This is a genomic window from Streptomyces sp. BK239, assembly GCF_004217285.1.
Taxonomy (GTDB): Bacteria; Actinomycetota; Actinomycetes; order Streptomycetales; family Streptomycetaceae; genus Streptomyces.
Genome location: NZ_SHKS01000009.1, coordinates 74192 through 96166, shown reverse-complemented (window position 1 = coordinate 96166; position 21975 = coordinate 74192). Strand labels below are relative to the sequence as shown.

Below are 21975 nucleotides of genomic sequence, written 5' to 3'. Positions count from 1 at the left end.
TGAGCGTCCTCGCAGCCACACGTGGTTGGATGCGAGGGACAGGGTGTCCGGGGGCACCGGCCAGCCCACACCACGGAACTGGCAGGCGGGAATCGTGAGGATCTTCGGCAAGGGACGACACCGGCCCTCCGCCTCCTGGCGGCAGGCCACCGACCGGGCGTTCACGCTCATCGGCGACGGCCGGTACGAGGACGCGGGCGCGCTGCTGACACGTGCCGCCGACCTGGAGCCCTGGCTGTCGGAGTCCTGGTTCAACCTCGCCCTGCTGCACAAGTTCCGGCACGACTGGGAGCAGGCCCGCACGGCCGGTCTGCGCGCGGTCGCCCTGCTCGACCGGGAGACCGGGGCCCCCGACTGGTGGAACGTCGGCATCGCGGCCACCGCGCTCCAGGACTGGCCGCTGGCCCGGCGCGCCTGGCAGGCCTACGGGCTGCGCGTGCCGGGCGATCTGACCGGCTCCGGCGAGCCGGTCGGCATGGAACTGGGCAGCGCGGCCGTACGGCTCTCGCCCGAGGGCGAGGCGGAGGTGGTGTGGGGGCGCCGGCTGGACCCCGCCCGGATCGAGGTGCTGTCGATCCCGCTGCCGTCCTCCGGGCGGCGCTGGGGCGAGGTGGTGCTGCACGACGGCGTCCCGCACGGTGAGCGGACCACGTCCACGGGCCACGCGTACCCGGTGTTCGACGAGATCGAGCTGTGGGCCCCCTCCCCGGTGCCCACCTGGGTGGTGCTGCTGGAGGCGGCGACGGAGGCCGACCGCGACGCGCTGGAACAGCTCGCCGCGGACGCGGGCTTCGCGGCGGAGGACTGGTCGTCGTCGGTGCGGCTGCTGTGCCGGACGTGCTCGGAGTCCCGGATGCCGTCGGACGAGGGCGACGGCGAGCACCTCGACCCGCACGACCACAGCGAGCCGGGGCACCCCGGGCCGCTGGGGCACCGCACGGACGGGCAGCTGTGGGTGCCGGAGCGTGAGTGCGGGGTCGCCGCGCCCGCCGGGCTGGTGCGGGGTTTGCTGGACGGGTGGGTCGCCGACAGCCCCGATTCGAGGGACTGGCGGGATCTCGAAGAGGTTTGCTGACGCGGGCTCCCGGCTGCGGGCCGTGTGTGGCGCACGCCCACGTACCCTGTATTCGCAACTTCACCCCGGTTTTGAGGAAGGCATCGTCGGTCATGGCGCAGCAGGACACCGATCAGCAGCACACGGGCGTGCTCCCCGTGGACGACGAGGGCTTCGTCATCGACACCGAGGAGCCGGAGGAGCGCGAGCGGGCCTGGTGCGAGGCGGGCACCTCGCGGCCGATCACCGTCGTCGGCAACCCGGTGCTGCACAAGGAGTGCAAGGACGTCACCGAGTTCGGCGAGGAGCTGCGGCAACTGGTGGCGGACATGTTCGCCTCGCAGCGCACCGCCGAGGGCGTGGGCCTGGCGGCCAACCAGATCGGCGTCGACCTGAAGGTCTTCGTCTATGACTGCCCCGACGACGAGGGCGTGCGCCACACCGGCGTGGTGTGCAACCCCCGGCTCGTCGAACTGCCCGCCGACAGGCGCCGGTTGGACGACAGCAACGAGGGCTGTCTGTCGGTGCCCACCGCGTACGCGCCGCTCGCCCGGCCGGACTACGCCGAGGTGACCGGTCAGGACGAGAAGGGCAACCCGATCAAGGTGCGCGGCACCGGTTACTTCGCTCGGTGTTTGCAGCACGAGACCGACCACCTGTACGGCTACCTGTACATCGACCGTCTCTCCAAGCGCGAACGCAAGGACGCCCTGCGGCAGATGGCCGAGAACGAGCCCCGCTACCCCGTGGTCGCCAACGACTGAGCGACACCGCCCCGCACGAGACGCCTGGCCGAGATCTTCTCCCGGTCAGGCGTCGTTCGTATGTACGTCGGATGTTCGATCGCTTATGCACATCCACTGATCCATAACCAGTCACGCCGGGGCGTATACGCGGCAGGTTGGGGGAGTGAATGAAGCAAATCCGTTCCCAGAGCGGTCAGTCGTAGTGCTGAATGGGGAGTGCGGGGATACGCAACGGCGCACGCCCGGCACGGCGGGAGGGGTGTGCGTCACCGGCGGCTGAGAGGGGTTGTTCGTGCCAGCTTTCCCATACAGCACCACAAACCGCACCGCAGCGACGGGGACCGCCGTCGCGGTTCCGCCGTCGCTCTCCCTCCCGGTCGTCGAGGCGGAGTTTTCGCGGCGGCTGCATCCGTATTGGCCTCGGCTGCAGGAGAAGACGCGCACATGGTTGCTGGAAAAACGGCTGATGCCGGCCGACAAGGTCGCGGAATATGCCGACGGCCTGTGCTACACGGATCTGATGGCGGGCTACTACCTCGGGGCCGGTGACGAGGCGCTCCAGGCCATCGCCGACTACAGCGCCTGGTTCTTCGTCTGGGACGACCGGCACGACCGCGACGTGGTCCACGAGCGGGCCGGCGCCTGGCGGAAGTTACGCGTCCGTCTGCACGCCGCCCTGGACTCCCCGGCCCGTCACCTGCACGACGACGACCCTCTGGTCGCCGGACTCGCGGACAGTGCGGGCCGGCTCTTCGCCTTCCTGCCGAAGACCTGGAACGCGCGGTTCACCCGGCACTTCCACACCGTGATCGAGGCGTACGACCGGGAATTCGGCAACCGCGTCGAGGGGCGCGTTCCCACGGTCGAAGAATATCTCGCGCTGCGCCGCCTCACCTTCGCCCACTGGATCTGGACGGACCTGCTGGAACTCGCCGCGGGCCGTGAACTCCCGGACCAGGTGCGCAAACACCCCGCATTCCGCCGGGCCGCCCTGTTGAGTCAGGAATTCGCCGCCTGGTACAACGACCTCTGCTCACTTCCCAAGGAATTAGCGGGAGATGAGGTCCACAATCTCGGGATCAGTCTCATCACCCATGAGGGGCTGACTCTGGAAGAGGCGGTTGAAGAACTCAGGCGACGCGTCGAGGAATGCGTGTCCGAGTTCCTCGCCGCCGAACACGAGGTCCTGTCCCTGGCCGATCGGCTCGCCGACGGGACGGTTCACGGGAAGGAATTGAGCGTCACCGTCCTGGCCTGTCTGGGAAACATGCGCAACTGGTTCAGTTCCGTCTACTGGTTCCATCACGAGTCCGGCCGGTACCGGGTCGACAACTGGGACGACCGGTCCACGCCCCCGTACGTCAACAACGAAGCGGCAGGTGAGAAATGACCGTCGAATCGATGAAACACGAAACCCCGGAGACGGCCGGGACCCCCGGGACGGACGGCGCGCCGGCGCCGGCGGAGCCGCCGCTGGCGGGCGGCGGGGTCCCGCTGCTCGGCCACGGCTGGCGGCTCGCCCGCGACCCGCTGGCCTTCATGAGCCGGCTGCGCGACCACGGCGACGTCGTCCGCCTCAAACTCGGCCCCAAGACGGTGTACGCCGTCACCGCGCCCGCCCTCACCGGGGCCCTCGCCCTCAGCCCCGACTACATCATCGCCGGTCCCCTGTGGGAGTCCCTGGAGGGCCTGCTCGGCAAGGAGGGCGTGGCCACCGCCAACGGCCCGCTCCACCGGCGTCAGCGACGCACCATCCAACCCGCGTTCCGGCTCGACGCCATCCCCGGCTACGGGCCGGTCATGGAGGAGGAGACACACGAACTGGCCCGGCGCTGGCGGGACGGGGACGCGGGCGAGACGATCGACTGCACCTCGGAGTCCTTCCGCGTCGCGGTGCGGGTCGCCGCCCGCTGTCTGCTGCACGGGCACTACATGGACGAGCGGGCCGAGCGGCTGTGCGGGGCACTCGCCAGCGTCTTCGAAGGGATGTACCACCGCATGGTGGTGCCCCTCGGGCCGCTGTACCGGCTGCCGCTTCCGGCCAACCGCGAATTCAACCGCGCCCTGGCCGATTTGCATCTCCTGGTGGACGAGATCATCGCCGAACGCCGGGCATCCGGTCAAAGGCCGGACGATTTGCTGACGGCATTGCTCGAAGCGAAGGACGACAATGGGGACCCCATCGGGGAACAGGAGATCCATGACCAGGTCGTCGCGATACTCACCCCGGGCAGCGAAACCATCGCTGCCACGATCATGTCCCTGCTGCTGGTCCTCGCCGACCATCCGGAACACGCGGACAAAGTACGCGCGGAGGTCCACGCCGTAACCGGAGGCAGGCCGGTCGCATTCGGCGACGTACGCAAGCTGACGCACACCAACAACGTGGTCGTCGAGACCATGCGTTTGCTTCCGGCCGTATGGATTCTGACGCGGCGGGCGGTCACCGACACGGAACTCGGCGGGTATCGCATTCCGGCCGGGGCGGACATCGTGTACAGCCCCTACGCGATCCAGCACGACCCGCGCTCCTACGAGCGACACCAGGAGTTCGACCCCGACCGCTGGCTTCCACAGCGGTCGAAGGACATCCCCAAGTACGCGATGCGGCCGTTCAGCGTGGGCAACCGCAAGTGCCCCAGCGACCACTTCTCGATGGCCCTGCTCACCCTGGTCACCGCGGCGCTCGCCACGGCGTTCCGGTTCGAGCAGGTCCCCGGGTCCCGGCCTCAGCCCCGGGTCGGCATCACCCTGCGTCCCCAGGGCCTCAGGCTGAGGGCCGTGCCCCGCTGAAAGGCACGCGGAGGCCGTCCGCGAGCCACCGGCGTGCGCTCAGGCGGCCTCGGGCCCGCGGAACGTGCGCCGGTAGGCGTTGGGAGTGGTGCCCAGCGCCCGCACGAACTGGTGCCGCAGCGCGGCCGCCGTGCCGAAGCCGGTGCGCCAGGCGATCGCGTCGACCGTGTCGTCCGTCGCCTCCAGCAGACGCTGGGCGAGCAGCACCCGCTGTCGCAGGATCCAGCGGTAGGGCGTGGTGCCGGTCTCCTGCTGGAAGCGGCGGGCGAAGGTGCGCGGCGACATGTGCGCGCGGGCCGCGAGCTGCTCGACCGTGACGTCCTCGTCGAGGTGCCGCTCCATCCAGACCAGCACCTCGCCGACGGTGTCGCAGGACGAACGGGGCAGCGGCCGTTCGATGTACTGGGCCTGGCCGCCGTCCCGGTGCGGCGGCACGACCATCCGGCGGGCGATCCCGTTGGCGACCTCGGGGCCCTGCTCCTTGCGCACGATGTGCAGACAGGCGTCGATGCCGGCGGCCGTGCCGGCCGAGGTGATGACCGGGTCGTCGTCGACGTAGAGCACGTCCGGCTCGACGGCCGTGCGCGGGTACTGCCGGGCCAGCTGCTCCGCGTGCCGCCAGTGCACCGCGCACCGCCGGCCGTCCAGGAGCCCGGCCGCGGCCAGGACGAACGCGCCCGAGCAGACGCTGAGCACCCGGGTGCCCCGGTCGACGGCCCGGCGCAGCGCGTCGAGCAGCTCGGGCGGGAACTCCCGGGCGGCGTAGGTGTCCCCGGCCGGCACGGCGATCAGGTCGGCGCTCTCCAGCCGCTCCAGGCCGTGTTCGGTGCGCAGGGTGAAGCCCGCGTGGGTCGACAGCGTCGGCCCCTCGGCCGAGGCGACCGCGAAGTCGTAGACCGGCAGCCCGTCGTCGCTGCGGTCGATGCCGAACACCTCGCAGACCACGCCGAGTTCGAAGGGGTGCACACCGTCGAGGAGGACCGCGGCCACGTTCTTCAGCATGCGGCCAGTGTGCCCCGGAACCCGGCCGGAGGGGACGGGAAGTGGCAGGAAATCGAAGTCATGCGGCAGTCCTGCCACTGTCAGGAGTGTCAGCCGCGCACGATGCTTACCTCATGAACGCACTCACCGCTTACCTCCCGGTCCTCGTCCTGTTCCTCCTCCTCGCGGGCCCGGCGTTCGTGGGACTGGCCCACGAACGCCGGATCGACCGTCAGCTGAGGGGGACGGCTCAGAAGGCTCAGAAGTCTTCGTTCAGGTCGACCGAGCCCTCCACGGCCACCTGGTACGCCGAGGCCCGGCGCTCGAAGAAGTTGGTCAGCTCCTGAACGCCCTGGAGCTCCATGAAGGAGAAGGGGTTCTCCGAGCCGTACACCGGGGCGAAGCCGAGCCGGATCAGCCGCTGGTCCGCGACGCACTCCAGGTACTGGCGCATCGAGTCGGTGTTCATGCCCGGCAGGCCGTCGCCGCACAGGTCGCGCGCGAACTGCAGCTCGGCCTCGACGGCCTCCGACAGCATGTCGGTGACCTGCTGCCCCAGCTCGTCGTCGAAGAGCTCCGGCTCCTCCTTGCGGACCGTGTCCACCACGTCGAACGCGAAGCTCATGTGCATGGTCTCGTCCCGGAACACCCAGTTGGTGCCGGTGGCCAGACCGTGCAGCAGACCCCGGCTGCGGAACCAGTAGACGTACGCGAAGGCGCCGTAGAAGAACAGGCCCTCGATGCACGCGGCGAAGCAGATCAGGTTCAGCAGGAAGCGGCGGCGGTCGGCCTGGGTCTCCAGCCGGTCCAGCTTCTCGACCGAGTCCATCCACTTGAAGCAGAACCCGGCCTTCTCCCGGATGGAGGGGATGTTCTCCACCGCCGCGAAGGCGGCCGCGCGGTCCTCCGGGTCGGGGAGGTAGGTGTCCAGCAGCGTCAGATAGAACTGGACGTGCACGGCCTCCTCGAAGAGCTGGCGCGACAGGTACAGGCGCGCCTCCGGGGAGTTGATGTGCTTGTAGAGCGTCAGCACCAGGTTGTTCGCCACGATCGAGTCGCCCGTCGCGAAGAAGGCGACCAGCCGGCCGATGAGGTGCTGCTCGGCCGGCGACAGCTTCGCGAGGTCGGCCACGTCCGAGTGGAGGTCGACCTCCTCCACGGTCCAGGTGTTCTTGACGGCGTCCCGGTAGCGCTCGTAGAAGTCCGGGTAGCGCATGGGGCGCAGAGTCAGCTCGAAGCCGGGGTCGAGAAGGTTCTGGGTGGTCATCACTGGCAGGCCTCGCAGGACTCGGGGTTTTCCAGGGAGCAGGCGACGGCCTCTTCGGCGGGCGTCTGCTGGACGGGGACGGTCTTCGCGGGCAGGCCCTGGGAGCCGGCCGCGCGGGCGATACGGGTCGCCGGGCGCGAGCGCAGGTAGTACGTGGTCTTCAGGCCCGACTTCCACGCGTACGCGTACATCGAGGAGAGCTTGCCGATCGTCGGCGTCTCCAGGAACAGGTTCAGCGACTGCGCCTGGTCCAGGTACGGGGTGCGGGCGGCGGCCATGTCGATCAGGCCGCGCTGCGGGATCTCCCACGCCGTGCGGTACAGGGCGCGCACGTCGGCCGGGATCCACGCGAAGTCCTGTACCGAGCCGCCCGACTCGCGCAGCGCCTCACGCGTGCGGGCGTCCCAGACGCCCAGCGCCTTGAGGTCCTGCACCAGGTAGGAGTTGACCTGGAGGAACTCGCCGGACAGCGTCTCGCGCTTGAACAGGTTGGACACCTGCGGCTCGATGCACTCGTAGACGCCCGCGATCGAGGCGATCGTCGCGGTCGGCGCGATGGCCAGCAGCAGGGAGTTGCGCATGCCGACGGAGGCGATCCGCTCGCGCAGGGCCGCCCAGCGCTCCGGCCAGGTGAACTCCACGCCGTAGTGGTCGGGGTGCAGCACCCCGCGTGCGGCGCGGGTCTTGTCCCAGGCGGGCAGCGGGCCGTTCCGCTCGGCGAGGTCGGCGGAGGCCTCGTACGCGGCGAGCATGATCCGCTCGGCGATGCGCGTGGAGAGCGCCTTGGCCTCGGGGGAGTCGAAGGGCAGCCGCAGCTTGAAGAAGACGTCCTGGAGGCCCATCGCCCCCAGGCCCACCGGGCGCCAGCGGGCGTTGGAGCGGCCCGCCTGCTCGGTGGGGTAGAAGTTGATGTCGACGACGCGGTCGAGGAAGGTGACCGCCGTGCGGACGGTGCCGTCCAGCCGCTCCCAGTCGATGTCGCCGGTCGCCGTGTCGACGAACGCGCCCAGGTTGACCGACCCCAGGTTGCAGACCGCGGTCTCCCCGTCGTCGGTGACCTCCAGGATCTCCGTGCACAGGTTGGAGGAGTGCACGACGTGCCCCGGCTCGGCCGTCTGGTTGGCGGTGCGGTTGGCGGCGTCCTTGAAGGTCATCCACCCGTTGCCGGTCTGCGCGAGGGTGCGCATCATCCGGCCGTACAGCTCACGGGCCGGGATGGTCTTCTTCGCCAGACCGTCCGCCTCGGCCTTGCGGTAGGCGGCGTCGAACTCGTCCCCCCACAGGTCGACCAGCTCGGGCACGTCGGCGGGGGAGAACAGCGACCACTCGGCGTCCGCGTTCACGCGGCGCATGAACTCGTCCGGGATCCAGTGCGCCAGGTTGAGGTTGTGCGTACGGCGGGCGTCCTCACCGGTGTTGTCCCGCAGCTCCAGGAACTCCTCGATGTCGGAGTGCCAGGTCTCCAGGTAGACCGCCGCCGCGCCCTTGCGCCGGCCGCCCTGGTTCACGGCGGCGACCGAGGCGTCCAGCGTCTTCAGGAACGGGACGATGCCGTTGGAGTGGCCGTTGGTGCCGCGGATCAGCGAACCCCGTGAGCGGATGCGGGAGTACGACAGCCCGATGCCGCCGGCGTGCTTGGAGAGGCGGGCGACCTGGTGATACCGGTCGTAGATGGAATCCAGCTCGTCCAGCGGGGAGTCGAGGAGGTAGCAGGACGACATCTGGGGGTGCCGCGTACCCGAGTTGAAGAGGGTGGGGGAGGACGGCAGGTAGTCGAGGCGGCTCATCAGGCCGTACAGCGCGGCGACTTCGTCGACCGAGCGGGGGGTGTCGTCCTCGGCGAGCCCGGCGGCGACGCGCAGCAGGAAGTGCTGGGGCGTCTCGACGACCTTGCGGGTGATCGGGTGGCGCAGCAGGTAGCGGCTGTGCAGGGTGCGCAGCCCGAAGTAGCCGAAGCGGTCGTCGGCCTCCGTGTCGACCAGCGCGTCGAGGCGGCGGCCGTGGAGGCGGGCGAACTCGGCGGTGCGGTCGGCGATGAGGCCCTCGCGGTGGCCCACGGCGATGGACTCGGTGAACGAGGTGACGCCCTGGGAGGCGGCCTCCGCGCGGATGCCGACGGTCAGCAGCCGGGCGGCCAGCCGGGAGTAGGCGGGGTCCTCGGAGATCAGGCCCGCGGCGGCCTCCGTGGCCAGTTCGCGCAGCTCCGCGAGGACCTCCTCGTGGCTGCCCCGGGCGGAGCGGCCGCGCAGCGCGGCGGCGGCGACCCGTCCGGGGTCGGCGGCGGGCAGGTCGGCGGTCAGCTCGGTCAGGGTCCGCAGCAGTGCGGCACCGGGACCGTCGTCCTCCACGGGGGTGACTGCTGAAGCCGGACCGGCTGGCGCGATGGTCACGTGGGGCTCTCCCTCGCTCGGCGGGGCCTGGCGGAGGGCAGGAGGCAGCACACGAGCGCGCACGGCGTCGCGTCCACCGGCCCACTCCGCGAGGCCCGGACGTCGGGCGTCCGGACCGGATGGGCCGGACGCGCTGTCGGCAGGTCCTCGGACTGGACTGGCGTGCGGTGAGGCACGAGTACACCGTTGCGGGACAGTTCCGGATTCGCACCGGATTCCCCTGCGGCGACAGCGAGCACGAGCATACATCTTGTGCTCGCCCGCCACGCCACCCCCAGATGTTGTGTCGTGGCGGCTCCAGAGCGTCAGCCGGCAGGTGAGGAGAGTGATCCGGTCCAGGTGGCGGGCGGATTCCGGCGGGGCCGGAGAAGGCGAGCGCCCCCGCTCCGGCAGCGGCGCCGGGGGCGGGGGCGCTCGCCCCGCGTCAGTGGCTGGTACCCGCCGTCGCCGGCGGGAGCTCCACCTGTACGCCCGGGTCGCCCGCGTCCGCCGTGTAGTCCGCCGGGGACGTCTCGTCGACGCCGTCGGGGGCCTTCACGGCCTTCAGGACGAACGTCAGGACCACCGTGACGACGACGTTGAGCACGAACGCCGTCAGACCGATGTAGCCGATCTCGCCGATGCCGGGGATCTCCTTGGCGGAGCCGCCGAAGTGCTTCTGCGTCGGGGAGGCGACGCCGTACGCGGCGAAGGTGCCGTAGACCATGCCCACCGCCCAGCCGGCGAGCAGCGCCCACCGGTGGAACCAGCGGGTGAACAGACCGCCGACCAGGGCCGGGAAGGTCTGCAGGATCCAGATGCCGCCCAGCAGCTGGAAGTTGATGGCGACCGTCTTGTCCATGGTGAGGACGAAGACCAGCGCGCCCACCTTCACCAGCAGGGACACGATCTTGGAGACCCGCGTCTCCTCCTTCGGTGTGGCGTCCGGCTTGATGAAGTCCTTGTAGATGTTGCGGGTGAACAGGTTCGCCGCCGCGATCGACATGATCGCCGCCGGGACCAGCGCGCCGATGCCGATCGCCGCGAAGGCCACGCCCGCGAACCAGTCGGGGAACATGTTCTCGAACAACTGCGGGATCGCCAGCTGCCCGTTGGTGACCTTGACGCCGGCCGCGATGGCCATGAAGCCCAGCAGCGCGAGCAGCCCCAGCATCAGGGAGTACAGCGGCAGGATCGTGGTGTTGCGCCGGATCACCTCACGGCTGCGCGAGGACAGCGTCGCGGTGATCGAGTGTGGGTACATGAACAGCGCCAGCGCGGAGCCGAGGGCCAGCGTGGCGTACGTCCACTGGCCCGCCTCGGCCGGCACCAGGGCCCCGCGCGGCTTGCCTGTTGTGGGGTTGGTCTGGCTGAACGCGTCGCCCGCCTTGGCGAACACCTCGTCGAAACCGCCGAGTTTGATCGGGATGTAGATGATCGCCACCGCGATGACGATGTAGATCAGCGTGTCCTTCACGAACGCGATGAGCGCCGGGGCCCGCAGTCCCGAGGAGTAGGTGTACGCGGCGAGCACGCCGAACGCGATCAGCAGCGGCAGGTCCTTGACGAACCAGTTGGTGTCCTCGCCGCCGCCGACGCCCATCACGTCCAGCACGGCCTGGATGCCGACGAGTTGGAGCGCGATGTAGGGCATCGTGGCGAGGATGCCGGTCAGGGCGACCGCCAGCGACAGTCCCTTCGAGCCGAAGCGGCCGCGCACGAAGTCCGAGGTCGTCACGTACCCGTGCTTGTGGGACACCGACCACAGCCGCGGCAGGAAGGTGAAGATCAGCGGGTACACCAGGATCGTGTAGGGCACCGCGAAGAAGCCCGCCGCGCCCGCCGCGTAGATCGCCGCCGGGACGGCGACGAAGGTGTACGCGGTGTACAGGTCGCCGCCCAGCAGGAACCAGGTGACCCAGGTTCCGAACGACCGGCCGCCCAGGCCCCATTCGTCGAGGCTGTGCTCGTTCTCGGCCTTGCGCCAGCGCGCGGCCAGGAAGCCCAGGACCGTGACGGCCAGGAAGAAGAAGATGAAGACGGCGAGCGCGACGCCGTTCACGCCGTCGTTCACTTCGCCGCACCCCCGTCCCGGCTCCCGCCGGCGCCACGGGAGCGCTGGTCACGCTGCCACAGCTTGTACGCGGTCATCGTGAGCGCGGTGGAGATCAGCACCCACAGCATCTGGTACCAGTAGAAGAAGGGGATCCCCGCGACCGCCGGTTCCACCTCGGCGTACGAACCGACCCACAGCATCGCCACGAAGGGCGCGAACAAGCAGAGACCGATGACGACGCGCACGGGCGTCACCACCGGACCTCTCGACACCTCTGGGGCTTCCGACATTCAGGCCACTCCGTCCCCTTGTTGATCACCTGTGCAAACGCGCAGGCAATGTAGGTGACGGATAAAGCCCAGCGGAAGACCCCGTCCGGATATCGGTCCCAGTCTTCCCGCGGCGCCCGCGATCAGTCCTGCGGCCGCTTCAGCCGTGCGACGAACTTGTAGCGGTCCCCCCGGTACACCGAGCGCACCCATTCCACCGGTTCGCCCTCCTTGTCCAGGGAGTGCCGGGAGAGCATCAGCATGGGCAGCCCGACGTCGGTGCCGAGCAGACCGGCCTCGCGCGGTGTGGCGAGGGAGGTCTCGATGGTCTCCTCGGCCTCGGCGAGACGGACGTCGTAGACCTCGGCGAGCGCGGTGTACAGGGACGTGTACTTCACGAGCGAGCGGCGCAGGGCCGGGAAACGCTTCGCGCTCAGGTGGGTCGTCTCGATCGCCATCGGCTCGCCGTTGGCCATGCGCAGCCGCTCGATGCGCAGCACGCGCCCGCCCGCGGTGATGTCGAGCAGGCCGGCGAGGGTGTCGTCGGCGGTGATGTAGCCGAGGTCGAGGAGCTGCGAGGTGGGTTCGAGCCCCTGGGCGCGCATGTCCTCGGTGTAGGAGGTGAGTTGGAGCGCCTGGGAGACCTTGGGCTTGGCGACGAACGTGCCCTTGCCCTGGATGCGCTCCAGCCGGCCCTCGACGACCAGTTCCTGCAGGGCCTGGCGCACGGTCGTGCGCGAGGTGTCGAACTCGGCCGCGAGCGTCCGCTCGGGCGGCACCGGCGTGCCGGGCTCCTGCGTCTGCGTCATGTCGAGCAGGTGCTTCTTCAGGCGGTAGTACTTGGGCACGCGCGCGGTGCGGACGGTCGCCCCACCCTCGTTCTCCGCACTGCTGACGTCGGTGCTCATGGCCTGCCTTCCGGCTCCGGATGCGGGTCGCATCTGATGCGGCGACGCCGCGCCGCGCGCCGCGTCGATCCGTGATCCCTCTGTATACCGTCGCGACCCTTGCTGGTCTAGTCCATACGGCAAGTGGTCTAGCGGCTCAGCATGCCACGCGGGCCGTGTTTTCGAGGGCTTCTTACTTAAAGGTTCCTTCATATGTAGGTCCAATAACGGCTGGTCAAACGCTTTTCCGCCACCCTTGACACCGCTGTGGGCCTGCGCCAGGCTCGGCGCACTGGTCTACACCATTGGTCCAGGTCCCGGCCCCACGTTCACCACGGGAGGCAGGGGGGTTCGCAGCATCCCTGAGGAGGGTGGCGTGAAGCGCAAGCTGGCAGCCGCGATCTGCATCGCGGGCATGACGGTCTCCGTCGCGGCGTGCGGGGACGGCAAGGACAGCGGGGCGGACAAGGGATCCGAGGCCGGCGAACTGACGGTCTGGCTCACGGTCGACGCCCAGAACAACTGGCCGGACCTGGTGAAGGCCGCCGACGCCGCCGTGGCGAAGAAGCACCCCGGTGTGAAGATCACCCACGAGTACTACGGCTGGCCCGACAAGAACGCCAAGCTCGACGCGGTCCTCGCCACCGACAAGGCCCCCGACGTGGTCGAGATGGGCAACACCGAGATGCTCGGCTACATGGTCAAGGGAGCCTTCGCCCCGCTCGACGCCTCCGCGTTCGACAACTCCTCCGCCTGGCTGGACGGCCTCAAGGCCTCGGTCTCCTACGAGGGCAAGACCTACGGCGTCCCGTACTACGCCGGCGGCCGCGTCGGCAACTGGCGCAAGGACCTCTTCGCCTCCGCCGGAGTCAAGGCCGCCCCCAGGACCTACGCCGAGCTGACCGCCGCCCTGGACAAACTCCAGAAGAAGGAGGGCGGCAAGTTCAGCGCCTGGTACCAGCCCACCCGCGACTGGTACGCCGCCATGTCCTTCGTCTACGACGCCGGCGGCTCGATCGCCGTCGAGTCGGGCGGCGAGTGGAAGGCGAACCTGTCCTCACCCGAGTCCGTCAAGGGCCTCACCGAGTTCAAGAACGTCGTCGACAGGTACATGCACGGCGACAAGACCAAGGACGAGTCCGACCGCTACATCGTCTACGGCCAGGGCAAGTCCGGCATGATCTTCGGCGCGGCCTGGGAGGGCGCGACCGCGGAGGCACCCGAGAACGACAAGAGCGGCAAGCTCAAGGGCAACCTCGAGAACTTCGTGATGCCCGGTCCTTCGGGTAAGAACCTCCCCGTCTTCCTGGGCGGCTCCGACCTCGCCGTGCCCGTGAAGTCCGACGCGCGGGCCCTCGCCACCGAGTGGATCAACGCCTTCACCGGACCCGCCGGCCAGAAGGGCCTGATGGCCAAGGGCAACCTGCCCAACAACAAGACCGACCTCGCCACGCTGAAGAACGACGCGGCCACGGCGGTCCCGGCCACCGCCGCCGAGTCCAACTGGTTCGTCCCGATGGCCCCCGGCTGGGGCCAGGTCGAGAAGGCCCAGATCCTCCAGACCATGCTCCAGAGCATCGGCACCGGCAAGAAGACGGTCCAGGAGGCCGCGAAGGAGGCGGACGCCGCCATCGACAAGGTCATCAACACGAAGTGACCGGCGAGAGCGGGGCCCCGCCGCCGGGCAGCGGGCGGGGCCCCGCCTCAGTACGACCGAGGGACCGCTGAGGAGCGCGCCGATGAGTGCCGCAGACACGACCACCACCGCCAAGGCGCCGCCGCCCAGACCGGCGCCGCCACCGCCCGCGCCACGGCGCCCGCGCGCGCGGCGGACACCCGCCACCGCCGGCGCCCCCTGGCTGCTGCTCGCACCCTGTCTGCTGGTCCTGCTGCTGGTGATGGGCTATCCGCTGATCCGGCTGGTCACCCTCTCCTTCCAGAAGTTCGGCCAGTCCCAGCTCTGGGGCTTCCAGCCGGCCGAGTCGGTCGGCTTCGACAACTTCGCCGGGGTGCTGGGCGACGGCGAGTTCTGGACGGTCGTCCTGCGCACGACCGTCTTCGCGACCGGCTGCGTGATCCTCACCATGGGCGTCGGCATGCTGATCGCGCTGCTGCTCCAGCGGGTCTCCGGCTGGGTGCGGACGCTGGTCCACATCGCCCTGGTGGCGAGCTGGGGCATGCCCGTCATCGTCGCCACCACCGTCTTCAAATGGCTCTTCGACACCGACTACGGCATCCTCAACGCGCTCCTCAGCGAACTCCCCGGCGTCGACCTCGTCGGCCACAACTGGTTCGCGAGCGGCCCGCAGGGACTCGCCGTCATCATGCTCCTGGTGGTCTGGGGAGCCGTCCCCTTCGTGGTGATCACGCTCGGCGCCGGCCTCACCCAGGTCCCCAGGGAACTGGAGGAGGCGGCACGGCTGGACGGCGCCGGCTCCTGGGGCGTCCTGCGGTACGTCACCCTGCCCGTCCTCAAGCCGGTCCTCGTGATGCTCACGACGCTGTCGGTCATCTGGGACATGGGCGTCTTCCCCCAGGTGTTCGTGATGCGCGGCGGCCACCCCGAGCCCGAGTTCCAGATCCTGACGACCTACTCCTACGACCGCGCCTTCGTCGTCAACGACTACGGACAGGGCTCGGCGATCGCCCTGATCACCGTGCTGCTCCTGCTCGGCGTGGTCGCCGTGTACATGCGCCAGATGCTGAAGATCGGAGAGGTCGAGTGAGCGGCATCAGCAACGTGCGCGCGCCCGCCGCCGCGCGCCACAAGTCCAGGCTCGGCTGGAACCTCCTCGGCCTGCTGGTCTTCGTCGTCGCCGGCTTCCCCGTCTACTGGATGCTCAACACGGCGTTCAAGCCCGCCAAGGACGCCATCGACCCCGACCCGAGCCTGCTGCCGACCGGGCTGACGCTCGCCAACTTCGGCCGGGCGCTGGACATCTCCGACTTCTGGGGACCGGTCGGCCGCAGCCTGGCCGTCTCGCTGGCCGTCGTCGCCATCGGCGTCGTCGTCGGCACGCTGGCCGCCCTCGCCCTCTCGCGGTTCGCCTTCCGGGGCCGCAAGATCGTGATCGTCGGCATCCTCGCCGTGCAGACGATCCCGCTGGTCGCCATGATCATCCCGGTCTTCCTGCTGCTGAACGACCTCGGCCAGTACGACCGGCTGACCGGCCTGGTCGTCACCTACCTGACCTTCGTCCTGCCGTTCACCGTGTGGACGCTGCGCGGCTTCATCGTCAACATCCCCAAGGAGCTGGAGGAGGCCGCGATGGTCGACGGCTGCTCCCGCACCGGCGCCTTCCTGCGCGTCGTCTTCCCGCTGCTCGCCCCCGGCATGGTCGCCACCTCGGTCTACGCCTTCATCCAGGCCTGGAACGAGTACCTCTACGCCCTGATGCTCCTCAGCCAGAAGAACCAGACCGCGACCGTCTGGCTCGGCAACTTCACCACCAAGCACGGCACCGAGTACGCCCCGATGATGGCCGGCGCCACCATGATGGCCGTACCCATCGTCGTCCTGTTCCTCCTCGTCCAGCGGAAGATGGCCGCGGGTCTGACCGCGGGCGCCGTGAAGGGATGACGCCCCGATGACGACACTCACGAGCGGCACCGACGCCCTCACCCGGGACGCGCTCACCGTCCTGCAGCCCGGCTTCCCCGGGACCACCGCCCCCGACTGGCTGCTCCGCCGCCTCGGCGAAGGCCTCGCCTCGGTCGGCCTGTTCGGCCGCAACGTCGCCTCGCCCGGGCAACTGGCCTCGCTGACCGCGCGGTTGCGCGCCGAACGCGAGGACGTGATCGTCGCGATCGACGAGGAGGGCGGTGACGTCACCCGCCTGGAAGTGCGGACCGGCTCCAGCTTCCCCGGCAACCTCGCGCTGGGCACGGTGGACGACGTGGAACTGACCCGGGAGGTGGCCCGGGAGCTCGGCCGCCGGCTCGCCGAGTGCGGAGTCACCCTCAACTGGGCCCCGTCGGCGGACGTGAACTCCGACCCCCGCAACCCGGTCATCGGGGTCCGCTCCTTCGGCGCCGACCCCGACCTGGTCGCCCGGCACACCTCCGCCTATGTCACCGGCCTGCAGTCCGCGGGCGTCGCCGCCTGCGCCAAGCACTTCCCCGGCCACGGTGACACGGCCGTCGACTCCCACCTGGCCCTGCCCCGCGTCGACGCCGCCCCCGAGGTGCTGGCCGGGCGTGAGCTCGCCCCCTTCCACGCGGCCGTCGCCGCGGGCAGCCGGGCCGTGATGAGCGCCCACATCCTCGTCCCCGCCCTGGACCCGGACCGCCCGGCGACACTGTCCCGGCGCGTCCTGACCGATCTGCTGCGCGGCGAACTCGGCTACGACGGCCTGATCGTCACCGACGGCATGGAGATGCGGGCCGTCGCCGCGACGTACGGCATCGAGCGCGGCAGCGTCCTCGCGGTCGCGGCCGGCGCGGACGCGATCTGCGTGGGCGGCGGCCTCGCCGACGACGCGACGGTACGACGCCTGCGCGACGCCCTCGTCACGGCCGTCCGTACGGGCGAACTGCCCGAGGAACGCCTCGCGGACGCGGCGGAACGGGTGCGGGCGCTGGCCCGCTGGACGGCTTCGGCGCGGGCCTTGCCCCCGTCCCCGCGGGAGGTGGCGCGCGCCGGCGTCGGCCTGGACGCGGCCCGCCGCGCGCTCCGCGTCACCGGGGCGGAGGGCTTCACCCCGCTCACCGAGGCCCCCTACGTCGCCGCCCTCACCCCGGTCGCCAACATCGCCGTCGGCGACGAGACGCCCTGGGGCCTGGCCGCGGAACTGGCCCGGCTGCTGCCCGGCACCCGGACGGGCGGCTTCACCGGCGAGGACGCGGGGCAGGCGGCGTCGGCGGCGGCGGGGGAGCGCCGGATCGTCGCGGTGGTACGCGACGAGCACCGCCACCCCTGGATGGCGAAGGCCCTGGACGCCCTTCTGGCCGCCCGCCCGGACACGATCGTGGTGGAGATGGGCGTGCCCCAGTCCCCGCCGCGAGGAGCCCTCCACGTGGCCACCCACGGAGCGGCGAGGGTGTGCGCCCAGGCGGCCGCCGAGGCCCTGACGGGCCCGCGGTGACCGGGCGGCAGGGTCAGATCCCCTGCCAGGACGGCTTGTCGGCGTAGGTGTGGCGGAAGTAGTCCGCCAGCTTCAGCTTCGACGCCGCGGCCTCGTCCGCGACCACCGTGGCGTGCGGGTGGAGTTGCAGCGCGGAGGCCGGGCAGACCGCCGCGAGCGGGCCCTCGACGGTCGCCGCCACCGCGTCCGCCTTGCCCTCGCCCGTGGCCAGCAGCACCAGATGCCGTGCCTCCAGGATCGTCCCGATGCCCTGGGTGATCACATGGTGCGGAACCTGCTCGACGTCGCCGCCGAAGAAGCGCGCGTTGTCGATCCGGGTCTGCTGGGTCAGCGTCTTGATCCGGGTGCGCGAGGCCAGCGAGGAGCACGGCTCGTTGAAGCCGATGTGCCCGTCGGTGCCGATCCCGAGCAACTGCAGATCGACCCCGCCGGCCTCGGCGAGCGCCCGGTCGTAGGCCTCGCACGCCCCCGGCACGTCCTCGGCCGTGCCGTCGGGGCCGAGGAACGCGTCCATCTCGATGCCGAGCGGTTCCAGCACCTCCCGGCGCACCACCGAACGGTAGGACTCCGGGTGCTCGGCGGGCAGCCCCACGTACTCGTCGAGCTGGGCGATCCGGGCCCGCGAGACGTCCACGGCTCCCGCGCGCACCTTCGCCGTCAACGCCTGGTAGACCGGGAGGGGGGTGGAACCGGTGGCCACGCCCAGCAGGGCGTCGGGCTTGCGCCGCAGGAGTCGCGCCATGGCCTCGGCGATGAGCTCGCCGCCCGAGGCGGCGTCCGGAACGATGACTACTTCCACGCTGGGCCTGCCGTTCTGGGGAGATCTGACGTGGTGTGGCATGTGGTTTAGACCAATTTATCAGAGGGGTGGGCCGCGCGACACGGCCGCGAGGTGTGCGTCCGGAGAAATTGCCCCGCCCATCCGGCCCGCTCGGGAACCCGCACAGGCTAGGCTGCGGGGTGGGCACACCATTGCCACAGCTTCCGCCTTCCCCGCACAGGAAGGCGGACCGAGGACCGGAGCTCTCTGCCCTGACTGCCCCGGATCCTCACCTTCGGCCGACCGGGACCGCACACCCCAGCGGCCGATATTGCTCCGGGCTGCGGTGCCGGGAGGGTTGAGGGTCCCTCTCAGGCGCCGCGGCCCGCGGGTGTTTTCCGGGCCCTCCACCACCGCGGGTACGCTCGCACACGTGCCCTCCATGAACGAACTCGTACGCCAGCACACCGCACTCGACGACTCCGACCTCGAGTGGCTCCACCTGCTGGTCTCGGAGTGGCAGCTGCTCTCCGACCTCTCCTTCGCCGACCTGGTCCTGTGGGTCCCCACCCGCGACGGCACCCGCTACGTCTCCGTCGCCCAGATGCGCCCCAACACCGGCCCCACCTCCTACCAGGACGACATGGTCGGCCACCTCGTCCCCCGGGGCCGCCGCCCCCTGCTGGACGCCGCCCTCGACGAGGGCCGGATCGTGCGCGAGGGCGACCCGGAGTGGCGCGAGGAGGTCCCCGTCCGCGTCGAGTCGATCCCCGTCCGGCGCGACGGCCGCGTCCTCGGCGTCATCGCCCGCAACACCAACCTGCTCACCGTGCGCACCCCGAGCCGGCTGGAGCTCACCTACCTCCAGAGCGCCTCCGACCTCGCCCAGATGATCGCGGCCGGCGCGTTCCCCTTCCCCGACCAGCAGATGGACATGGACGCCGCGCCCCGCGTCGGCGACGGACTGATCCGCCTGGACGCCGACGGCATCGTCCAGTACGCCTCCCCGAACGCGCTCTCCGCCTACCACCGGATGGGGCTCGCCTCCGACCTGGTCGGCCAGCACCTCGGCCGGACCACCGCCGAACTCGCCCCCACCCACGGCCCCGTGGACGAGGCGCTCGCCAAGGTGGCCAGCGGCTGGGCGCCCCGCGAGTTCGAGATCGAGGCCCATGACGGCGTCATCCAGTTCCGCGCGATCCCCCTCAAGCCCAAGGGCACCCGCATCGGTTCACTGGTCCTGCTCCGGGACGTCACCGAACTGCGCCGGCGCGAACGCGAGTTGATCACCAAGGACGCGACCATCCGGGAGATCCACCACCGGGTGAAGAACAACCTCCAGACGGTCGCGGCCCTGTTGCGGCTCCAGGCCCGGCGCATCGAGTCGGAGCGGGGAAGGGAGGCCCTGGAGGAAGCGGTCCGCCGCGTCGGCTCGATCGCCATCGTCCACGAGACGCTGTCCCAGAACCTGGACGAGCGCGTGGAGTTCGACGAGATCGCCGACCGCGTCCTCGCGATGGTCGCGGAGATCTCCCCGGGCAAGGTCGTCGGCCGGCGCACCGGGCGCTTCGGCATCCTGGACGCGGAGGTCGCCACCCCCCTGTCCATGGTGCTCACCGAGATCCTCCAGAACGCCCTGGAGCACGGCTTCCGCGAGGGCGAGACCGGCACGGTCGAGGTCGCCGCGGTGCGCGGCGGCACCACCAAGGAGGCCCGCCTCCTGGTCACCGTCCAGGACGACGGCGTGGGCCTGCCCGCCGGGTTCGACCCGCACACCTCGGGCAACCTCGGCCTGCAGATCGTGCGGACGCTGGTGGAGGGGGAGTTGGGCGGCGCCTTCGACATGGTCCCGGCGCCGGAGCGCGGCACGCGGGTGATCCTGGACATCCCGGTGCGGGCGCAGAAGTGAGCTGCCCGGGGTGAACTCCCGCCTGTGCGGGAGCTGCTGACGGAATGTGAGCGCCCTGAGCGCACTGGCCGTGCACAGCAAGAAGCCCCGGACCGTTCAGGGGTCCGGGGCTCGAATGCTCGTTGCCAGCTTGTGCTGCGCATCGGGGGTACTGCGCGCTGCGGCTCGGGGGCGGGAGAAGCGTACGCGGTGTACGCGCCGCCAAGCTCAGGCTGTGCGGGGCGGGTGTTGTCAGGCGGAGGCCTGACGGGCCCGGTTGCGGGCGGCGCGGCGCTTCATGGCACGGCGCTCGTCCTCGCTGAGACCACCCCAGACGCCGGAGTCCTGACCGGACTCGAGCGCCCACTGCAGACACTGCTCGATAACGGGGCAGCGACGGCAGACGGCCTTGGCTTCCTCGATCTGCAGCAGCGCAGGACCGGTGTTGCCGATGGGGAAGAACAGCTCGGGGTCTTCCTCGCGGCAAACGGCGTTGTGACGCCAGTCCATGGCTGCTACCTCTCCTTGGTATTACGTGCAGGTTGCTTGTGAATGTGAACGCTTTCACGAATCCCTCAACAAGTGAAGGGCCACCAGCCGGGTTTCCCTGGCGTGGGTCCTGGTGTTTGTAGAGGGGTTCCGGTGATCAGTGGATGCCGGTGTTGCGGGCTGTCCCGATCGCCACGTAGAGACTCGCAAACCTCAGCGGCGGATACAACCCCTTCCGGAAAGTTTTTTTTGATTCCTCGGTGTCGACTAGGTCACAGCCGTACTTCCATGGGGTGGATCCTGGCCTAAACGTTCGAGTGAAAGGACTTTAGCCAGTTCTGCTCACACAATCACACGCAGTGCACGGCGTACGCCTGTGAACGTCACGCTGGTTCGCAGCCCCAGGTGGTCACCGTCCATCTGGAGGGGCAGAGGGACCTTCGAATGCAAGGTGAAGCGGTCCAGATCGTGCAATGAGACAGCGTGCTTGCCATGGGGGCCCCGCTCGGGGGACGAAGTGAGCAACTGGGTGCCATACCGGACAACCGCGGCGGTGGACAGACGGCTGAGACCGAATACGTCGAGCCCGCTGTCGAACGAAGCCTTAGGCGACGCGTACACCGGGCGATTGCCCAGATAGGTCCACGGAGCCGTGTTGCACACGATGGACAGCACCAAATCGGTCACCGGGTCCGCGCCCGGCCGTTCCAGAGTGATCGTGCCGTGCCGGCGCTGCGGTTCACCGAGAAGCTGGCGCATGGCCTGGCGCACGTAAAGAGCGTGTGTGGATTTCTTGCCGCGTTCGCGGTGCTGTTCCACACGGCCCACGACCCCGGCGTCGAATCCGAGCCCGGCGTTGAAGGTGAACCAGCGGGCCGGCACCGCCTCGTCCTCGGTACCCGGGGTGCCGGAGGTCAGGCCCAGGCCGACCGTGCGCTCCCTGCCCTCGCGCAGCGCGTCCAGCAGTACGCCGGTGGCCTCCACCGGGTCGTTGGGCAGGCCGAGGGCGCGGGCGAAGACGTTGGTGGAGCCACCGGGGACCACGGCGAGGCCGGGCAGGCGCTCGGGGGCGGGCCCGTCGTGCAGCAGGCCGTTGACCACTTCGTTGATCGTGCCGTCGCCGCCCAGGGCGACGACCATGTCTATGTCCTCGCTGCGCGCCGCCTGCCGTCCGAGATCCCGGGCGTGCCCGCGGTACTCGGTGGTGACGGCGTCGAGTTTCATCTCGCTGGCGAGCGCGTGGATGAGGACGTCACGCGTCCGTGCACTGGTGGTCGTTGCAGCCGGATTGACGACGAGAAGTGCACGCATGGTCCGCAGCGTACCTACTGG

General features: G+C 70.1%; 18 protein-coding genes and 1 riboswitch. Of the genes, 9 read left to right on the top strand and 9 right to left on the bottom strand.

Annotated elements, in window-relative coordinates:
• Window positions 1–94 precede the first annotated feature (94 nt).
• The 4 genes from EV567_RS24500 (at window position 95) to EV567_RS24485 (ending at window position 4593) form a co-directional block, all read left to right on the top strand.
• Window positions 95–1075, top strand: a complete 981-nt coding sequence (locus EV567_RS24500; RefSeq protein WP_130443680.1) for a hypothetical protein — start codon at window positions 95–97, stop codon at window positions 1073–1075.
• A gap of 92 nt (window positions 1076–1167) precedes the next feature.
• Window positions 1168–1818: a peptide deformylase gene (def, locus tag EV567_RS24495; protein WP_130443678.1), complete on the top strand. Its 651-nt coding sequence runs from the start codon at window positions 1168–1170 to the stop codon at window positions 1816–1818.
• 274 nt (window positions 1819–2092) lie between these two features.
• Window positions 2093–3190 (top strand): epi-isozizaene synthase, encoded by a 1098-nt coding sequence (gene cyc1, locus EV567_RS24490; protein WP_130443676.1) that lies wholly within the window; start codon window positions 2093–2095, stop codon window positions 3188–3190.
• Window positions 3187–4593 (top strand): cytochrome P450, encoded by a 1407-nt coding sequence (locus tag EV567_RS24485; RefSeq protein WP_130443674.1) that lies wholly within the window; start codon window positions 3187–3189, stop codon window positions 4591–4593. The genes cyc1 and EV567_RS24485 overlap by 4 nt, the downstream gene beginning before the upstream one ends.
• A gap of 39 nt (window positions 4594–4632) precedes the next feature.
• On the opposite strand, the gene EV567_RS24480 is transcribed toward EV567_RS24485, so the two are convergent.
• The 6 genes from EV567_RS24480 to EV567_RS24450 all read right to left on the bottom strand — a co-directional run bounded on the left by EV567_RS24480 (window position 4633) and on the right by EV567_RS24450 (window position 12443).
• Complete coding sequence (locus EV567_RS24480; RefSeq protein WP_130443673.1) at window positions 4633–5595, bottom strand: GlxA family transcriptional regulator; 963 nt, start codon at window positions 5593–5595, stop codon at window positions 4633–4635.
• A 238-nt stretch (window positions 5596–5833) separates the two neighbouring features.
• Complete coding sequence (locus EV567_RS24470) at window positions 5834–6841, bottom strand: ribonucleotide-diphosphate reductase subunit beta (protein ID WP_130443669.1); 1008 nt, start codon at window positions 6839–6841, stop codon at window positions 5834–5836.
• Window positions 6841–9231: a ribonucleoside-diphosphate reductase subunit alpha gene (locus tag EV567_RS24465; RefSeq protein ID WP_130443667.1), complete on the bottom strand. Its 2391-nt coding sequence runs from the start codon at window positions 9229–9231 to the stop codon at window positions 6841–6843. The genes EV567_RS24470 and EV567_RS24465 overlap by 1 nt, the downstream gene beginning before the upstream one ends.
• Before the next feature lie 120 nt (window positions 9232–9351).
• Window positions 9352–9489, bottom strand: a riboswitch (cobalamin riboswitch).
• Between the two features lie 166 nt (window positions 9490–9655).
• A complete protein-coding gene (mctP, locus tag EV567_RS24460) occupies window positions 9656–11284 on the bottom strand; it encodes a monocarboxylate uptake permease MctP (RefSeq protein ID WP_130443665.1) in 1629 nt (542 codons plus the stop codon).
• Window positions 11281–11556, bottom strand: coding sequence for a DUF3311 domain-containing protein (locus EV567_RS24455; protein WP_130443663.1), 276 nt, complete (start codon window positions 11554–11556; stop codon window positions 11281–11283). Before EV567_RS24455 ends, mctP begins: the two co-directional genes overlap by 4 nt.
• A 122-nt stretch (window positions 11557–11678) precedes the next feature.
• Window positions 11679–12443: a GntR family transcriptional regulator gene (locus tag EV567_RS24450; RefSeq protein WP_130443662.1), complete on the bottom strand. Its 765-nt coding sequence runs from the start codon at window positions 12441–12443 to the stop codon at window positions 11679–11681.
• 355 nt (window positions 12444–12798) lie between these two features.
• On the opposite strand from EV567_RS24450, the gene EV567_RS24445 reads away from it, so the two are divergent.
• The 4 genes from EV567_RS24445 (at window position 12799) to EV567_RS24430 (ending at window position 17506) form a co-directional block, all read left to right on the top strand.
• Entirely contained in the window at window positions 12799–14079 is a 1281-nt protein-coding gene (locus EV567_RS24445; protein WP_130443660.1) for an extracellular solute-binding protein, read from the top strand.
• 82 nt (window positions 14080–14161) lie between these two features.
• Window positions 14162–15148: a carbohydrate ABC transporter permease gene (locus EV567_RS24440; RefSeq protein ID WP_130443658.1), complete on the top strand. Its 987-nt coding sequence runs from the start codon at window positions 14162–14164 to the stop codon at window positions 15146–15148.
• Window positions 15145–16002 (top strand): carbohydrate ABC transporter permease, encoded by an 858-nt coding sequence (locus EV567_RS24435; protein ID WP_407071617.1) that lies wholly within the window; start codon window positions 15145–15147, stop codon window positions 16000–16002. Before EV567_RS24440 ends, EV567_RS24435 begins: the two co-directional genes overlap by 4 nt.
• Before the next feature lie 7 nt (window positions 16003–16009).
• Window positions 16010–17506 carry a glycoside hydrolase family 3 protein gene (locus EV567_RS24430; protein ID WP_130443656.1) on the top strand — a complete coding sequence of 499 codons (1497 nt, stop codon included), beginning with the start codon at window positions 16010–16012 and terminating at the stop codon, window positions 17504–17506.
• Window positions 17507–17519: 13 nt separating this feature from the next.
• Here the strand turns inward: EV567_RS24430 and nagB are convergent, their stop codons facing one another.
• Window positions 17520–18305 carry a glucosamine-6-phosphate deaminase gene (nagB, locus tag EV567_RS24425; protein WP_130443654.1) on the bottom strand — a complete coding sequence of 262 codons (786 nt, stop codon included), beginning with the start codon at window positions 18303–18305 and terminating at the stop codon, window positions 17520–17522.
• Window positions 18306–18699: 394 nt separating this feature from the next.
• Between nagB and EV567_RS24420 the strand changes: the two genes are divergently transcribed.
• On the top strand, window positions 18700–20175 hold the full coding sequence (locus tag EV567_RS24420; protein ID WP_207228845.1) for a PAS domain-containing sensor histidine kinase: 1476 nt from the start codon (window positions 18700–18702) through the stop codon (window positions 20173–20175).
• Between the two features lie 231 nt (window positions 20176–20406).
• Here EV567_RS24420 and EV567_RS24415 read toward each other — a convergent pair whose 3' ends face one another.
• Window positions 20407–20664 carry a WhiB family transcriptional regulator gene (locus tag EV567_RS24415; protein ID WP_003992873.1) on the bottom strand — a complete coding sequence of 86 codons (258 nt, stop codon included), beginning with the start codon at window positions 20662–20664 and terminating at the stop codon, window positions 20407–20409.
• Between the two features lie 321 nt (window positions 20665–20985).
• Window positions 20986–21954 carry a diacylglycerol kinase family protein gene (locus EV567_RS24410; protein WP_130443652.1) on the bottom strand — a complete coding sequence of 323 codons (969 nt, stop codon included), beginning with the start codon at window positions 21952–21954 and terminating at the stop codon, window positions 20986–20988.
• Window positions 21955–21975 lie beyond the last annotated feature (21 nt).

Coding starts and splice junctions, on each gene's coding strand:
- def (WP_130443678.1), top strand. CDS start 1,168: ATGGCGCAGCAGGACACCGATCAGCAGCACACGGGCGTGCTCCCCGTG.
- EV567_RS24485 (WP_130443674.1), top strand. CDS start 3,187: ATGACCGTCGAATCGATGAAACACGAAACCCCGGAGACGGCCGGGACC.
- EV567_RS24480 (WP_130443673.1), bottom strand. CDS start 5,595: ATGCTGAAGAACGTGGCCGCGGTCCTCCTCGACGGTGTGCACCCCTTC.
- EV567_RS24470 (WP_130443669.1), bottom strand. CDS start 6,841: ATGACCACCCAGAACCTTCTCGACCCCGGCTTCGAGCTGACTCTGCGC.
- EV567_RS24455 (WP_130443663.1), bottom strand. CDS start 11,556: ATGTCGGAAGCCCCAGAGGTGTCGAGAGGTCCGGTGGTGACGCCCGTG.
- EV567_RS24450 (WP_130443662.1), bottom strand. CDS start 12,443: ATGAGCACCGACGTCAGCAGTGCGGAGAACGAGGGTGGGGCGACCGTC.
- EV567_RS24440 (WP_130443658.1), top strand. CDS start 14,162: ATGAGTGCCGCAGACACGACCACCACCGCCAAGGCGCCGCCGCCCAGA.
- EV567_RS24430 (WP_130443656.1), top strand. CDS start 16,010: ATGACGACACTCACGAGCGGCACCGACGCCCTCACCCGGGACGCGCTC.
- EV567_RS24415 (WP_003992873.1), bottom strand. CDS start 20,664: ATGGACTGGCGTCACAACGCCGTTTGCCGCGAGGAAGACCCCGAGCTG.
- EV567_RS24410 (WP_130443652.1), bottom strand. CDS start 21,954: ATGCGTGCACTTCTCGTCGTCAATCCGGCTGCAACGACCACCAGTGCA.